The organism is Gilliamella sp. wkB308, assembly GCF_001690185.1.
Lineage (GTDB): Bacteria > Pseudomonadota > Gammaproteobacteria > Enterobacterales > Orbaceae > Gilliamella > Gilliamella apicola_I.
This window is the reverse complement of the sequence record NZ_LZGN01000035.1, coordinates 19,109-35,541: the sequence shown is the minus strand read 5'-3', so window position 1 is coordinate 35,541 and position 16,433 is coordinate 19,109. Positions and strand designations below refer to the sequence as shown.

General features: G+C 34.5%; 8 protein-coding genes and 4 tRNA genes. 1 reads left to right on the top strand and 11 read right to left on the bottom strand.

The window, feature by feature from the left end; translation table 11 throughout:
- The 3 genes from A9G10_RS06100 to hsdR form a co-directional block, all read right to left on the bottom strand.
- Nucleotides 1-1,332, bottom strand: coding sequence for a restriction endonuclease subunit S (locus tag A9G10_RS06100; RefSeq protein WP_065558009.1), 1,332 nt, complete (start codon nucleotides 1,330-1,332; stop codon nucleotides 1-3).
- Nucleotides 1,332-2,933, bottom strand: a complete 1,602-nt coding sequence (locus A9G10_RS06095; RefSeq protein WP_065558008.1) for a class I SAM-dependent DNA methyltransferase — start codon at nucleotides 2,931-2,933, stop codon at nucleotides 1,332-1,334. Before A9G10_RS06095 ends, A9G10_RS06100 begins: the two co-directional genes overlap by 1 nt.
- Before the next feature lie 111 nt (nucleotides 2,934-3,044).
- Nucleotides 3,045-6,566 (bottom strand): type I restriction-modification system endonuclease, encoded by a 3,522-nt coding sequence (gene hsdR, locus A9G10_RS06090; RefSeq protein ID WP_065558007.1) that lies wholly within the window; start codon nucleotides 6,564-6,566, stop codon nucleotides 3,045-3,047.
- Between the two features lie 634 nt (nucleotides 6,567-7,200).
- Here hsdR and A9G10_RS06085 point away from each other — a divergent pair.
- Nucleotides 7,201-7,878, top strand: coding sequence for a JAB domain-containing protein (locus A9G10_RS06085; RefSeq protein ID WP_065558006.1), 678 nt, complete (start codon nucleotides 7,201-7,203; stop codon nucleotides 7,876-7,878).
- Nucleotides 7,879-7,883: 5 nt separating this feature from the next.
- Here A9G10_RS06085 and A9G10_RS06080 read toward each other — a convergent pair whose 3' ends face one another.
- The 8 genes from A9G10_RS06080 to adhE all read right to left on the bottom strand — a co-directional run bounded on the left by A9G10_RS06080 (nucleotide 7,884) and on the right by adhE (nucleotide 16,145).
- Nucleotides 7,884-9,092 (bottom strand): modification methylase, encoded by a 1,209-nt coding sequence (locus A9G10_RS06080; RefSeq protein ID WP_065558005.1) that lies wholly within the window; start codon nucleotides 9,090-9,092, stop codon nucleotides 7,884-7,886.
- Between the two features lies 1 nt (nucleotide 9,093).
- Nucleotides 9,094-11,136, bottom strand: coding sequence for an ATP-binding protein (locus A9G10_RS06075; protein ID WP_065558004.1), 2,043 nt, complete (start codon nucleotides 11,134-11,136; stop codon nucleotides 9,094-9,096).
- Nucleotides 11,137-11,519: 383 nt separating this feature from the next.
- Nucleotides 11,520-12,704, bottom strand: coding sequence for an elongation factor Tu (tuf, locus tag A9G10_RS06070; RefSeq protein ID WP_065558713.1), 1,185 nt, complete (start codon nucleotides 12,702-12,704; stop codon nucleotides 11,520-11,522).
- Nucleotides 12,705-12,887: 183 nt separating this feature from the next.
- Nucleotides 12,888-12,963, bottom strand: a tRNA-Thr gene (locus A9G10_RS06065).
- Between the two features lie 3 nt (nucleotides 12,964-12,966).
- Nucleotides 12,967-13,041, bottom strand: a tRNA-Gly gene (locus A9G10_RS06060).
- A 56-nt stretch (nucleotides 13,042-13,097) separates the two neighbouring features.
- A tRNA-Tyr gene (locus tag A9G10_RS06055) sits at nucleotides 13,098-13,182 on the bottom strand.
- Between the two features lie 33 nt (nucleotides 13,183-13,215).
- Nucleotides 13,216-13,291: transfer RNA gene (locus tag A9G10_RS06050), tRNA-Thr, on the bottom strand.
- A gap of 154 nt (nucleotides 13,292-13,445) precedes the next feature.
- Nucleotides 13,446-16,145 carry a bifunctional acetaldehyde-CoA/alcohol dehydrogenase gene (gene adhE, locus A9G10_RS06045; protein ID WP_065558712.1) on the bottom strand — a complete coding sequence of 900 codons (2,700 nt, stop codon included), beginning with the start codon at nucleotides 16,143-16,145 and terminating at the stop codon, nucleotides 13,446-13,448.
- Nucleotides 16,146-16,433: the final 288 nt, after the last annotated feature.

The following is a 16,433-nucleotide window of genomic DNA, read 5'->3' as shown; positions in this document are numbered from 1 at the left end:
TTATTTTTTCTTTTTGTTTTTATTGTTTTGTTCGCGTTCAACTTGAATTTTTTCAAGTAAGGATGCAGCTGAATTTTCACCCGTAATTAAATCAGGATTTTTAGTGCGCCATTGGGCGGTTAATTCACCACGAAACGCTTTGGCTAAAATTGATTGCGGTAAATGATTCACTTTTTCTAAAGCTATATTAACCTGTTGTTCAATTTTATCAGCATAGGCAAATAATTGTTCTACACGACGGACGATTTCGTTTTGTTCTTCTAGTGAAGGAATTTGAATTGGATATTCGCCAAGTTTTTGAGCATTAATATTAGATTGACTCACTCCATCTGATTTGACTTCATAACAATATTGCTTTGCTTCTGGACTATTCAAATTGTAATTAAGATATTCAGGGATTAAATCATCTAAGCATTGAATTTTAATTAAATAACCTGCATAAATAGCTTTTCTTTCACCTCTATAAATAGAAGTTTTACCTACTAACTCTGGACTATTTGTTCTATTAAATAATACATCTCCGGCTATTAATTCATACTTATCTATCTCTGTTTGATCAGATGTATAAACTAAATCAGTCCAGTCTAAATTCCCATTTTTAAGATTTCCCATTCTCAAAACAGGAACAGAACCAACTTTTTTAGATTTTGTAGATGTTCCATATGAAGGTTTTTTAATAAAATCTTTAAGTTTTCCATTTTTCCAATCATTTAGATTTTTACTTTCTCGCCATTCTCCCGTTAACTTACCACTCACGGCATCCGATAACACTGACTGCCGAAACTGTTTTAGAAGTTCGGGAATTTGTTCAAGGCGTGATTTTGTTTCTTGTACTTGGGCTAGTAATAAGTCAAGTTTTTCAGCTATGATTTTTTGTTCATTGAACGGTGGTAGTAAAAATACAAATGAATTTAGATCATCTTTATTAAATCCATTTTGAGCTGAACGAGATAATAATCTTAAGGATCCTTGAAATAGTTCTGATTCTAAGTATGCTTTCAAAAATCTTCTATCTAAATATTTACCAAATAATACTTTAGCTAAAGCAACATTATAAGCACCTTTCATTCCAGTACAGATACGTCCTAAAGATGCCCCGTAACGTCCTATTAATACATCATCTTTATCACATAATTTTAATTTAGATGTTATTGGTATAAATGTTGGGACAGGTTTGTCGCCAAAATCTCGAATTTGAAGAAGGCGTATATAGCCTTCTTTTACTTGATCTAGAAAATTAGATTTGGGTGGTTGAGTACCACCTTGTATATCCAAGACATCAGTAAATTTAGTAACAATCCAACCTTCAGGTACAAGAAGAATATCGCTCATTATTCAGTTTCTCCCAAAGCACTCAACAAACTCTCCAACTTATCCAAAGCAACTATTAACTCATCTTTAGCTTGCTTGGCAAGTATGGCGGGTTCTGGAAGTTTGGTTGCATCCACACTATTTTTATCTTTTAACCAACTGATATCGAGTGAATCCTGTTTTGTGTCAGCAATCCAATCGCGGCTAAAACAGCGCCATCTTGATTGCGCTAGTTGAACATTAACGTCTAAGTTTTCTTGACTGGCTGACGAGTCTGCTTCGATATCATCTGGATTGAATGACCATTCACCTTCCTGTCTTGGACTGGTGCCGTCCGGATTGATACCATAAACAGTTTCAAATGGTTGCAAATATTGCTCAGTAAATGGTGTACGTTTACCAAAGTTTGGCATATTAGTACGCAAATCATAAACCCAAACATTTTGTGTACAGTTTTCTTGTTGCAGTTTGTCTGTTACTGAGCCCTTAGTGAAAAATAGCACATTGGTTTTTACACCTTGGGCATAAAATATCCCGGTCGGTAAGCGTAGTATTGTATGTAAATTACATTTATTCATTAAATCGCGACGAATATCAGTCCCTTTACCCGCTTCAAACAATACATTATCAGGCAATACCACGGCAGCTCGACCACCGGGTTTTAAATTACGGTAAATATGTTGTAAAAAAGCTAATTGCTTGTTGGTGGTTTCATAAGTTAAGTCTTTACGAGTAATACTGGCATCGCCACCTTTACTGGTACCAAATGGTGGATTAGCGAGAATAATATCCGCAGGTTTTAGGTCTTGCCCAACTTGACCAAGTGAATTACCTAATAAAATTGCACCGTCATTACCGCCCTCTATACCGTGTAATAGACAATTCATTAAGGCAAGTCGACGAGTATTTGGCACTAATTCAACACCAATAAACGCTTCGTTTTTTTGAAAATCAGCTTCTTTAGCATCAAGATCATAATAATCGTTGGTTTGTTGCCGTAAATACTGATCTGCTGCGACAAGAAATCCTGCCGTTCCGGCAGCAGGATCTTGGATGATGTTTTTTATTTGTGGTTTAATACATCGCACCATGCAATTAATTAGTGGTCTTGGCGTAAAATACTGACCGGCACCGGATTTTGTTTCATTGGCATTTTTTTCTAATAATCCTTCATAAAGATCGCCCAACCCATCCTTTTGAATACTAAACCAATCAATTTGATCTAATGTTTTGATCAGTTTTGCTAAGTGGCGCGGTTCTCGTAATCGAGTTTGTGCATCGGCATAAATGGCGCTTATTAATGGGTCATTATGTACTGTCACTTCAATGTATTGTTCTGGATTTTTAGGATCGATTTCTTGACGCTTACCTGTTGATAAGGCTAATAACATGGCTTTATAATCATTTAATAGGGTAATACCTGATTTATCATTGAGATTAGTCCAACGACAACCAACAGGTAAAGGATGTTTTTGCAAAATCCCTGCTTCGGTATTTTCGTGTACCATTTTAATAAATAATAAAAGTACTAATTCAGTTACATAATCTGAATAGTTAATACCATCATCACGCAATACATCACATAAATTCCATAGTTTTTGTACTATATTGTTATTAGTCATTTTTTATCCCAAGTTTATACTCGTATACTTAATAGGCGAGACTAGTATTTTCATCGCCATTATGAATTAGAGTAAATGTATATTTTAGTAACTTCAAGTGACTTTGCTATATTATGCGGTAAGTGCTGGCCAAATAGCCTCGCTTAATTCATCTAATACCGTATCAAGTTGATTGCCCAATATTTTATCAAGCTGCTTAGCGCCACCACTATCAGTAAAGCGATGATTAATAAATTCTTTATCAATAACGATCTCAAAGATAATTTGTTTGGCTAAACGATCTAACCAATTGCGTTGAGCCGGTGTCCAATTATGATTTTGGTAGATTCGTTGCATGGCTTGATTAACGCGTTGTTCAAAAGGAATTAATGGTTCGCCCAAAGCAGCACGTCGGATATAACCAATAATACTCGCTGCAATATCTTGATTAGTTTGATTGCGTAAGGCAGTGCGTAAATTAGCTTCGGAATAACCTGCACCATCCAATAACAGTTTAACTTCTTTCAATTGCGCACGGGTTAAATCACGTGGGCGGTTAACAACCACAGACAACGCAGCACTTTCATTTAATTGATTATGAATGAAATGATTAAAACTGTCTAAATAATCCTCGGGTCTTTGGTGAGAACCATAACTTTGCGAGCGTTCACGAAGATGATCTTCATGTTGAGAAATGAGTGGTAAACGTTCACTACCTAGCAATCGATTGACTTCATTTAATTGATTAATTAACCCATGATGTTGTTTGATAAAATTCGCAGCAGATTCAGGACCAATTTTATGTAAATAATTATGTAGTTTTTTCGGTTCAACATCCCATAAAGTTTGTAATTCATCTAACTTTTGTCTTAATTCAGGCTTATTTTCCGCTTTTTGCTCAGCCTTACGCAAGATTCGCATTAATTTTTGATTTAATTGATTTAAAATTACATCAGCATAAGTTTCACCTGCCATATCACCTGATGTTTGTAATGCTTTAGTTAATAATTTAGGATCACTTAGTTCATCAATTAATTGCTCAAGGGTGATATTAGGATCTTTAACTAACGGTTGCATAGTGTTGACGTCTTTTAATGCGACATAAATATCAACCGGATCATATATTCGAAATACCGTTTTACCTATGTTATCACATCGTCTTGTTGCACGACCAATCATTTGTTCATATAAGATACGGGATTTGACTCGGCGCATAAAGACTAAATTACAAATTTTTGGCACATCAATACCGGTTGTTAATAAATCAACAGTGATAGCTATATTTGGATAGCGTTCATTTTTATATTGTTTGATTAATTGATCAACTTTATCACTCTGCCCGGTAATCTTAGCGACAGCAGCTTGATTATATTCACCATTATAGAGATTCTTAAATGCATCATCTAATAAGCGTTTAACCATATCTGCATGCAGATCGGTAGCACAGAAAATTAATGTTTTTTCTTCACCAAACGGATCGAGTTCATTTACCAATTGTTCGCAAATTACTCGGTTAAAGTTTTCATTTATTACCCGACGATTAAATGCATCTACTTCAAAATTAAGCTCATCTTCTAATTCAGCAGTTTCAATTTCACCGGTTTGCGTATTGATGGAGCTTACTTTTTCACCTTTGGTAAACGTAATACCATTTTGTGTTAATAAAGTTTGATAACGTATTGGCGGTTCATGATCAATTAACCAGTCATCGGCAACAGCTTCTCGATATGAATAAATATAAACAGGCTTACCAAAAATATCGCTAGTATGTTTTGCGGGTGTTGCCGTTAGCGCAATTTTTACCGCATCAAAATAATCTAATACTCGACGATAACTTGATAAATATTGCGTGGCGTCACGTATTGCCATCTCACCTTCTGTCATTTCTTGATCTAATGTATAACCACGATGCGCCTCGTCAATTATGATGCAATCAAACTGATCGATTAAGGGTGGATTATCGCTCTTAAAAATGCGTTTGACCATTGCTTGCACGGTTGCCACTTGTATTCGTGTTTCAGCTTCAGTCACCATAGAACCAAGCTCGGCTAAGTTATAGATTTTAGATAAAGTGAGATTTTGTTCTAACGTGGCTTCATTAAAAGAATCTATTGCCTGTTCTCCTAAAGCGGTACGATCAACTAAAAATAGAATTCGTTTAAATCGTTCAGTTTTTAAAAAGCGGTACATCAAACCTATAATTGTTCGAGTTTTACCTGTTCCTGTTGCCATCGCAATTAAAACTGTTCGTATCCCTTTGGAAAGGGTATTTTCTGTCGCAACAATTGCTTTCTCTTGATAATCCCTTAATTGCAAATAGGCAAATGGTTCTTGTTTTAGTTGTTGTTCAGCGTTTTCTCGACTACGATTAAGTAGATCTAAGAGTCCTTGTGGTGAATGAAAGGATAATAAAGGACGCTTTAAATTGGCGCCATCACGAACATCACGAAACCATGTTCCTGACTGTTCAGCTAATTGCTTAATGTATGGACGACCATTACAAGAATAAACAAAAGGAATTTTGTAGTGGCAATCTGATTCATCAGGCCAAGCAATCGTTCTTTTTTCAAGTTCCCATGCACCAATCAATGGTGGTAATACTTGGAAGCCTTTACTATAACGTTCAGCTTGACCGATTTTTCCGGAAACATTTTTATTCTTTTTCTTAGCTTCAACAACTGCAATTGGTGTTAATCCCGCAAATAAAACATAATCAGCCCATCCTTTTTCGCCTTTATGTTCTGTCGGCCATTCGGCAATGGCTAAATATTTATTTTTTTCTGGGCGAGTACCCTTTTTATAATTTAACTGTTCGGTGTCAGCTTGCCAACCCGCTTCAATAAGCTGCATATCAATTAAAATTCGTGTGAGTTCTTCGCTTAATTCTATTTGTTGACTTGCTTTCTTAGCTTTCTTACTTATTGTATTACGAGATACTTTTTGAGCTTTTACGTCTTGTAGAGCAAGTGCTTGTTGTAAATCCTTAATCTTTATTTCATATTCTTTCTGTTGTTTGAGTAACATTGCCTCATTTTCTTGGGCCTGTTGAGATAGGGATCGCGCCTCTTCATCCATTTTTAAAGCTAAGGTTTCAAATTCAGTCTTTTCTTTAGCGAGTAATTCATTAAATTGTTGACTTGAATTGAGTTCAATATTGGCTTGTTCTAGTTCTATTTTAAGTTTACTGATTTCTGACTGTAAACTGCGCAAATGCTCGCTGGGGTCAACAAGTGGTTTAAAAGGTCCTGGTTTAAATAGCACACCAGCTTGACTAAAAGATTGGTGAAACCATATTGCTAATTTGTAAGCAACTAAAAGTCCATCTTTTGCTTCTTTGTGCTTGGTTTTAAATTGATGAGTAGCTTTATTTCCTTCAATACGTAATGTATGAAAAAGATTTCGGATAATGGGTTCTAATTTGAGTTCATTACTAATCTTATACAACAAATCAGACTGAGAAGTGCGTTCATTAAATTCAATACCAGCCTTGGCAGCAATATGTTGTGCCATTGCTTCAGCTAATTGCCGTAATTTTATTAATGTGGTATTAGGATCACTGCTAAATGCTCGCTCGGCTGTACATGCTAATTCGACAAACAGTGGATCGTGTTCAACTAGAAAACCAAAATTTGATTGCTCTTTAATTATTATCATTAAGCACTATCTCCATTAAAGTTATATCCTTTATCCTTTTTTATTATCTCAAATTTTGTATAATTTTATAGCTATTTTTTTATTTTCAAAGCATTTCTTCGGTAGGCTATTTAAGCGGAGTGCCAATTGGTTTTATCATTACCTTAATGTCACCAATTTTCTTCATATTAATTATGGGAGATGATTATAAATCGATTTTTAATCTAGATTTTATTATGGGGATGTTAGGTATCACATCAATGATAACCCTCAATTTTATAATCTACCCGGCAATATTATTATGCTGTCATTATTTTATTGGTGGGATACAAAAAATATCAAGTAAGCTTGCTTTGAAGCAATAATCATTTGTCCGAACTAGTCAAAAAAACGCCCAACTATTTTAAACTGTTGAACTCATTAGATTGGATTGTTGATATTGAATTATCTGCTGTTATTTTAGGTGTTTCCTAATAAAAATTAGTAAAATTAGAATCCAAACTAAAATGCTAAATGATTTTTATTGCAGTTTACGATGAACCTATCAGGCAAGCATAAAATAATCATCACAGGTATGACCAAGATTAATTAACTACTGCTAAGTCTAAGAAAAATATGCTATATTATTTTTTAATTGATTTTACAAGGTGATAAAATGGATATAAAACTAACCAAGCATGACAAACGCTATATTGAAGGCACAGACGATGTCTACAGCATTATGCAACGTGTGTTATTGCGTGATAACCAAATCGACCAAGAAAAAGAGCATCTTTGGATGATTGGGATGAATCAAGCTGGTTATATCCTGTATATCGAACTGATTGCACTTGGCAGTTATAAATCGGTCGACGTTGAACCGATGAATGTATTTCGTGTTGCGGTAATGAAAAACGCCTCACGCGTGATATTAGTACATAACCACCCGTCAGGATCACTGACGCCGTCCGAAGCAGATAAAGATATCACCGATCGCCTAATCCAAGTCGGACGAATTTTAAATATCGACCTAATCGACCACCTAATCATCACCCCAAAATCCTATATCAGCTTCCGCAGTACTAAACTTATGGACGAGTTAGAACAAAGCCTAAAATACGTCCCAACTTATCAAGTGGTTGAACGTATTCGTAAGGAAGAAAAGTTGATTGCTAAAGAGAAGTTGGCGGTTGAAAGGGATAAAACAAAAATAGAAAAAGCACGTCGAGAAAAAGCAGAGTCTGAAAAGAAAATACTGATTAATGCATTGTTGAAAAAAGGTGTTTCGGTTGAGGATATTGCTAAAATTCTGGGGATAACGGTGAAGGCGGTGGAGAGGGTTGTGAAAAAATAACCCTCTTAGATAGTTTTTCTATGAATAATAACAAACTCTTTACTCATCGAAAAAACAGAATTATTGTTCACTTTCGATGTTAATTTTGGTATTCGTTTATTAGGAATCTCTCGGTTGCATTCATAGATATTTCTGAAATTTTTATGTTCTAAGTATTCTTGAGTGATTGATGTTAGGTTGATATTAACTCCATCAACAGTACGATTTCCCAAAGTCAACACAATATATTTTTTGGTAACTCTGCATAGTTCATCAAGAAATAAGAAATAATCTTTAAAAAAGCTAATTACTTTTTTTTGTTTTGAAAGTGATATATCGTCTAAATACGGTTGTAATAATAAATTCCCTGTCTCGTTTTCAATTGGACCTTTATAAAATCCACCTAAACTCTTTCGATCTATTGCTGAATAATTATCTAATTCCCAACCATCAAAAGCCAAATCTTTTTTATCAATCCAATGGAGTGCTAATGATGAAAACTGTCCATAGGGTACTGTTGTTGCATTATCCCCATAGGGTGGTGATGATATAGATAAATCTATTGAATTTTTTTTGAATTTAGCCAATTGTTTTAAAGAATCGTTTTTATATAACTTCAAATTAGACGATGAAATAGTGAATTTTGAAATATTTTGTTCAACGCTAGTAAGAAAATCATCTATTAAATTATTCTTCATACGTTGAATACATTCAATGTCTTTAACGTGTAATTTATATGTTGAACTACGTGTATTACTATATTTGCGAATAAATGTACTTAAAATTGACCAAAAATAGAGTCTATTCCTTTTACTTTTTATCAAAATAATAGATTGGCGAATTTTTTTTAGACTAATAATAATATCTGAACGAAACCATTTATTCATATTCGGAAATGAAAAATCATCTATTTCAACATTATTTAAATAATTTTTTAATTTTTCTATATCAATTTTTATACTTTTTGTTATTCCTTGTAATTTCACTTTTGTTATTAAATGGGCTAGAGGATTGATATCACAACCAACTAGTTCAATATCAGGACATAATTCCAATGCTTCGTAAAGTGCTGTACCTGAGCCAAAAAAAGGATCAAAAACAGATTCAATATTTTCCGATTTTAAAAGTTCTTGAAGAATAAGATTTTGAACTGGCGCTATCATAGTTGCAGGATAAAGCGCTAAACCATGTATATCATTTTTTTTATAATTACGGAATGATATATCACCTAACATTTTATTTCCCTTTACTGTTTAGTGGTTCTGGTTTTTTACATTCAGAAATAATATTATCAGAAACATTATATAACAAGGCATCAGAAAGAACAGCAAATAACCCAGCTTTTTTTGCTATATCATTTATTTCTGAATCTGATAAATAAAGCATTGATTTATGAGCTCCTAAATGAGCTTTTTTCACCATATTTAAAAATTCTTCTTTATCTAATAACTTATTGAAAGACTTATAATCTATAGCTATAGTTTTACTCAATTCAGTCTTCAGTTTATTATTTAATGCTATGAATTCAATAATATATTTAACTCTAGATTCTAATTCATTTATAGTTAAGGAAATTGGGAAAATATTAGGATCTTTATTTTTTAAATAATCACTACATAACTCAAAGATACTTCTCAATGCGCAAGCAATGGTTTCATTATATTCTCCTTTTTGTTTATAAATTTTTTCAAGTTGAACTATTAATTTCGAAACATATGGAATCTTGATTGAATAGTCTTTAGTTAAAGGAAGATTAAATAAGCTTTTTTTACTGTTAGCTGTGATCATAGCTTCCGGTAATTCAAATATTAGTTTTAAGTTTTCAACTACCTTTCCAGTTATTGAATCATTGTAAATATATTTAATTGATTTTTCACATGGTGAATCCTGACTTTGTAAAATAAATTTGGTAGCTTTTTCTCCATCAATTTCTATTTGTATATCTTGAACAAGATCTATCTGCTCCCCGCTACTATTACAAGCAAACGTAATTTCTTTTAAAAGATTTATTTGTCCTGAAGGGATAGTTATTCTTTTTAGTTTTTGTCGTAAAGTTATTTGAGCAGGTTGAGGTAAAAGATTTCTTTCTTTACCATTTGTTGATGTAGATTTGTTTATATCATAAGGATATGCAGCTCCAGTTTCGACATTTCCAAATTTTTCTTTAATTTTATTCCTAAAAAAAGAGCCATCCTCCTGAATCTTTTGGTTTAATTCCTTTAACTTTTCCTTGATGTTAGATGTTAATTTGTTTTGTACAAAATTAGTTCTATCAGAATTAAACTCCATTAAAGGATGAGAACTTATGATTTTAATATGACCAATTAGTTGTGGTAATACATTCCCAGATCTCTTTTTTCTGAATATACTTGGGTCGAATAAAGTATAATTATGAAATAAATTATTATTGACATAAATTAATGGAATTAGTGCATCATCATGTTCTCGATAATATAATTGTGAAACTTTTTTCGTACCGCCTGATTTGAAAGAATATGCAATTAACTCTATATCTAATTTGTAATCATTAGTATTAATGTCATACTTTATTTCATCATATTTTCCACCTTTATAAAAAAACTCAATTTTTGATTTTTCGGATGAATATGTAATATAAAAAAGCTGATCTTCTTTATCTATATCTACAAAATTAGCATGACTTTCATTTTCATATTGACCATGATTTGTCTTTAAAACTATTTTAAATTGATCATCATAAAAGGCATTAACTAATTTTTTAATATTTTTGTCTTGTGAAAAATATTTCTCTAAATCATCATTATCGTCTTGATAGAGATCAATTGTAATAGTCGTACCTATTTCAGTAGATATTTCTTCCTTTGTTTCTACACGATAGGTAGCTAGATTTTTTAGTGAAATTAATTCATCTTTATTGACTGAAAATGTTATCTTTTTTTTATTTTTATTTGTTACCCATATAACATTAGCGCCAAATTTAAAAACAGATAAAAAACCTAATCCTTTGGAACCCTGTGTATATCTTTTTAATTTGCTTTCCTTATTACGGATAAGTTTTCCAAACTTTTTGTCGCTATTGGAAATATGGAAAAGCTTCTTAATACCTCTATCATCCATTCCTAAGCCATTATCTTTAATAACCAGTTTTTTATTAATTGTATCAAGGGTGATAATAACTTCAGTTGCAAAGGCATCATAGGCATTTTTGATAAGTTCATTTAAAGCAACTATATGGGTAGGTATTTTATCTGAAAGTTCACTAATTATATTACCATCTACTTTCATTCCAATTGGTTTCATACATTTTCCTCATTATTTTATGCGAAAAGATCTAGTAAAGATAATTTAAATGATATATAAAATCTTTCTGAAAATAAAGTAATAGTCTGTATTTAATATGTTTTTTTATCTTTATTTTAAATATAATTTGTTAATGTCAATCAATATATAAATGAGTAAATACGGCACTGATTATGGTTAATCGAAGAATTTGGAGGGAATATATGAATTTTTAAGTAAACTATCAATCTATGTGTTTTTAGGTTAATTGAAAGGATAAAAAGAATATAATTGATTTAAAACCAAGATTTGTTTTAACGTTGCTTAAAAAGCACAATAAAAAAGGCGCACAATGTACGCCTTTCTTACTTGTTTGCATCGGTGATGCGATAGAAGGTTTTAAATTATTTAATAACCTTAGCAACAACACCTGCACCAACAGTACGACCACCTTCACGAATCGCAAAACGTAAACCTTCTGCCATCGCGATTGGGTGAATTAATGATACTGACATTTTGATGTTATCGCCTGGCATTACCATTTCTACGCCTTCCGGTAATTCGATTGTACCAGTCACGTCAGTTGTACGGAAGTAGAACTGTGGACGGTAACCTTTGAAGAATGGAGTGTGACGACCACCTTCATCTTTACTTAAGATATACACTTCTGATTCGAAATCTGTATGTGGCGTGATTGAACCTGGTTTTGCTAATACTTGACCGCGTTCGATTTCTTCACGTTTAGTACCACGAAGTAATACACCTACGTTTTCACCAGCACGACCTTCGTCTAGTAATTTACGGAACATTTCAACACCAGTACAAGTTGTTTTTGCTGTTGGTTTGATACCAACGATTTCAACATCTTCACCAACTTTGATAATACCGCTTTCTACACGACCTGTTACCACTGTACCACGACCTGAAATTGAGAACACGTCTTCAATTGGTAATAGGAATGGTTTGTCGATGTCACGTTGTGGCTCTGGGATATAAGTGTCTAACGCTTCCGCTAATTCAACAATTTTGTCTTCCCATGCTGCATCGCCTTCTAACGCTTTTAACGCTGAACCACGAATAACTGGTGTATCATCACCCGGGAAGTCGTATTGAGATAGAAGTTCACGTACTTCCATTTCAACTAATTCTAATAACTCTTCATCATCAACCATATCACATTTGTTTAAGAATACGATGATGTAAGGAACACCTACTTGACGACCTAAAAGGATGTGCTCACGAGTTTGTGGCATAGGACCATCAGTTGCTGCTACTACTAGAATGGCACCGTCCATTTGCGCTGCACCAGTGATCATGTTTTTAACATAGTCAGCATGGCCTGGGCAGTCTACGTGTGCGTAGTGACGAGTTGGTGTATCGTATTCAACGTGTGAAGTATTGATGGTAATACCACGTGCTTTTTCTTCTGGTGCGTTATCGATTTGATCGAATGCACGAGCTTGTCCGCCGTATTTTTTAGCAAGAACAGACGTAATTGCAGCAGTTAAAGTTGTTTTACCATGGTCAACGTGGCCGATTGTACCAACGTTAACGTGGGGTTTTGTACGTTCAAATTTTTCTTTAGACATTTATTGTCCCTCAAATGTAATACAAATCGGTGGTGAATCACCACATTAACCAAGTATTATATTTTATATCAACATAATACTAACTTAAAATTAGCTCTGAATAATAACAGATAAAGCCGTCAAGTGACAAGCTTTTAAGCAGTCAAATTTGATATTTTTAGAAGTTTAGGAAAGTAACAAGAATGGTGCTGATAGGCAGATTTGAACTGCCGACCTCACCCTTACCAAGGGTGCGCTCTACCAACTGAGCTATATCAGCAATTGGAGCGGGCAGCGGGAATCGAACCCGCATCATCAGCTTGGAAGGCTGAGGTAATAGCCATTATACGATGCCCGCATGTTCAAACTCGGCTACCTAAATGCTTCAATTAGCTATTGCTAATATTAGATATATGGTGGTGGGGGAAGGATTCGAACCTTCGAAGTGTGACACGGCAGATTTACAGTCTGCTCCCTTTGGCCGCTCGGGAACCCCACCCCGAATCTTTTTAAATTTGTCTACTTAGGAAAATGGTGCCGGCTGCCGGAATCGAACTGGCGACCTACTGATTACAAGTCAGTTGCTCTACCTACTGAGCTAAGCCGGCCTAAGTGCTGCGCATTATGGACTAGAACATTTAACCTTGCAAGCAAAAAAAAACAAATTTTATTTTGTTTGCTTAAAAAAAAATCAAAAACATAAAAAAACCCTGAAATATAGACAATTTCAGGGTTTAATTTAATCAAAAATAATTTTTTAGATTATTTCTTTTTTACCGCTTTTTTCTTAGTAGTAGAAGCTACACCTTTAGCCGCTGTATGCACAGCAACATCCTCACTGATATCACCTTTATCTTGATATGGACGACCATAATAGGTATCAAGCAAGATTTGTTTTAGTTCAGCAATTAAAGGATAACGAGGATTTGCGCCAGTACATTGGTCATCAAATGCATCTACAGCAAGTTGGTCAACTTGTGCTAAGAATGTTTTTTCATCCACACCAAACTCTTTTATAGAGAATGGTATTTCAAGATCTTTTCTAAGTTGATCTAACCAACCAATTAATTTCTCAACTTTCTTCTCATCTTTATCCGCAGCAGCCGTTAAACCTAAATGATCAGCAATTTCAGCATATCGACGAATGGCTTGAGGATAACCATATTGACTAAATGTACCTTGTTTAGTTGGCTTATCTGTTGCATTAAAACGGACAACATTGCTGATGAGCATTGCATTAGCCACACCATGTGGAATATGGAAAGCTGCACCAATTTTATGCGCCATTGAGTGACAAATACCTAAAAATGCTTGAGCAAAGGCAACACCCGCTAATGTCGCTGCACTGTGTACTTTTTCGCGAGCGATAGGATTTTTAGCCCCTTCTTTATAACTTGTCGGTAAATAGGACTTAAGCATACTTAAAGCTTGTAACGCTTGACCGTCAGAAAACTCTGTTGCCATTACTGACACATAAGCTTCTAATGCATGGGTCACCGCATCATAACCGCCAGCGGCACAAAGTGAACGTGGCATATTCATCACTAAGTTAGCATCTACAATTGCCATATGAGGCGTAACAGCATAATCGGCTAACGGATATTTTTGTCCGGTTGCATCATCCGTCACAACCGCAAATGGTGTCACTTCAGAACCAGTACCTGATGTTGTGGTAACACAGATCAATTTTGCTTTTTTGCCCATATTCGGGAAATGACAAGCACGTTTACGAATATCCATAAAACGTAATGCTAATTCGTCGAATTTAGTTTCTGGGTGTTCATAAAGAACCCACATGATTTTTGCAGCATCCATTGGTGAACCACCACCTAAAGCAATAACAGTATCGGGCTGGAATGCTCTCATTGATTCAGTCCCTTTACGAACAACACTTAAGGTTGGATCAGCTTCAACATCAAAGAATGTTTCACAAAGAACGCCTTGTGACTCTAATTGATCGGTGATTTGTTTTGAATAACCATTGTTAAATAGGAATTTATCAGTGACTAAAAAGACTCGTTTTGCGCCTTGCTCAACAACTTCATTTAAAGCAATAGGAAGTGAGCCACGTTTAAAATAGATAGAACTTGGTAATTTGTGCCATAACATGTTTTCTGCTCTCTTAGCGATTGTTTTCTTGTTAAGTAAGTGTTTCGGTCCAACATTTTCAGATACCGAGTTTCCACCCCAAGAACCACAACCTAATGTTAATGATGGCGCTAAATCAAAATTATACAAATCACCAATACCACCATGCGCAGCAGGCTGATTAATCAAGATACGACAGGTTTTCATTTTTTTGCCAAAATAATCGATACGTTCACGATTGCTATCTTGATCGGTGTAAAGAACAGAAGTATGCCCCATACCGCCCATTTCAACTAATTTTTCAGCCTTGTCTACGGCTTCAGTAAAATCTTTAGCTTTAAACATAGCTAACGTCGGTGAAAGTTTTTCATGCGCAAACGGTTCAGATAAATCAACTTTGCTTACTTCACCAACAAGTACTTTTGAACCCGCTGGTACTTTAAAACCTGCTAATTCAGCAATTTTGGTCGCTGGTTGACCAACGATATTAGCATTCAAAGCACCCTTATCATTTAAAATGATACCTTGAACGGCTTTTGTCTCTTTAGCATTTAAAACATATGCACCGTATTGTGTTAACAAGCGACGTACTTCGTCATAAACAGAATCAACTACAACGATAGCCTGTTCAGAGGCACAAATCATACCATTATCAAACGTTTTAGACATCAGAACGGAAGCCACTGCTCGTTTTAAATCCGCTGTTTCGTCAATGATGACAGGCGTATTACCTGCGCCAACGCCTAGTGCAGGTTTACCTGAACTATAAGCTGCTTTTACCATACCCGGACCGCCGGTTGCTAAAATTGCTGCAACATCATCATGATGCATTAAAGCATTTGATAATTCGATAGAAGGCTCATCAATCCAACCAATAATATCTTTTGGCGCACCAGCTTTGATTGCTGCATTTAGAACAATTCTGGCTGCTTCAATAGTTGATTTTTTGGCTCGAGGATGAGGAGAGAAGACAATAGCGTTACGGGTTTTAAGACTGATAAGGGATTTGAAAATAGCGGTAGAAGTTGGATTGGTCGTCGGTACTATTCCACATATGATCCCTAATGGTTCGGCTAGTGTGATAGTTCCAAAGGGTTCATTTTCTGCCACTACGCCACAAGTTTTGTCATGACGATATTTGTTTAGAATATATTCTGCAGCAAATAAGTTTTTAATCACTTTATCTTCTACAATTCCCATACCCGATTCAGCAACAGCTTGTTGGGCTAGTGGAATTCTCGCAGCTGCAGCAGCTTTTGCAGCCTCCGTGAAAATTTTATCCACTTGTTCTTGAGTATAAGTTGAATAAGTTTCCTGTGCTTTTTTAACACGGGTCATTAACTCATTTAACTCATTCATATTAGTTACTGCCATAGATTACTCCTTGAAATTAAAAAATAAATCTGAATCGTTTGGCGTCTTCCTTGAATCTTTTTAATGCCTATGCATAATAACAAAACGAAATTGCCGTTATCGTAAATCAGTTTTTTACTTTATACAATAAGATCTTGCAGAAAAATAAATGTTATTGAAATGGGTGAGCGATATTCATAATTTTAGATAAAAGAAATTAATTTTTGAGATTTTTAGTTAAAAAAAAGCTATTTTACTTGGGTAAAATAGCTTTTTTTAAATATGCAAAATTTTTCGAAGAAATAAAAA

Excerpts from the sequence above, each read along its gene's own strand:
- adhE (WP_065558712.1), bottom strand. The coding sequence starts at position 16,145 with ATGGCAGTAACTAATATGAATGAGTTAAATGAGTTAATGACCCGTGTT.
- A9G10_RS06100 (WP_065558009.1), bottom strand. The coding sequence starts at position 1,332 with ATGAGCGATATTCTTCTTGTACCTGAAGGTTGGATTGTTACTAAATTT.
- hsdR (WP_065558007.1), bottom strand. The coding sequence starts at position 6,566 with ATGATAATAATTAAAGAGCAATCAAATTTTGGTTTTCTAGTTGAACAC.
- A9G10_RS06085 (WP_065558006.1), top strand. The coding sequence starts at position 7,201 with ATGGATATAAAACTAACCAAGCATGACAAACGCTATATTGAAGGCACA.
- A9G10_RS06080 (WP_065558005.1), bottom strand. The coding sequence starts at position 9,092 with ATGTTAGGTGATATATCATTCCGTAATTATAAAAAAAATGATATACAT.
- tuf (WP_065558713.1), bottom strand. The coding sequence starts at position 12,704 with ATGTCTAAAGAAAAATTTGAACGTACAAAACCCCACGTTAACGTTGGT.
- A9G10_RS06075 (WP_065558004.1), bottom strand. The coding sequence starts at position 11,136 with ATGAAACCAATTGGAATGAAAGTAGATGGTAATATAATTAGTGAACTT.
- A9G10_RS06095 (WP_065558008.1), bottom strand. The coding sequence starts at position 2,933 with ATGACTAATAACAATATAGTACAAAAACTATGGAATTTATGTGATGTA.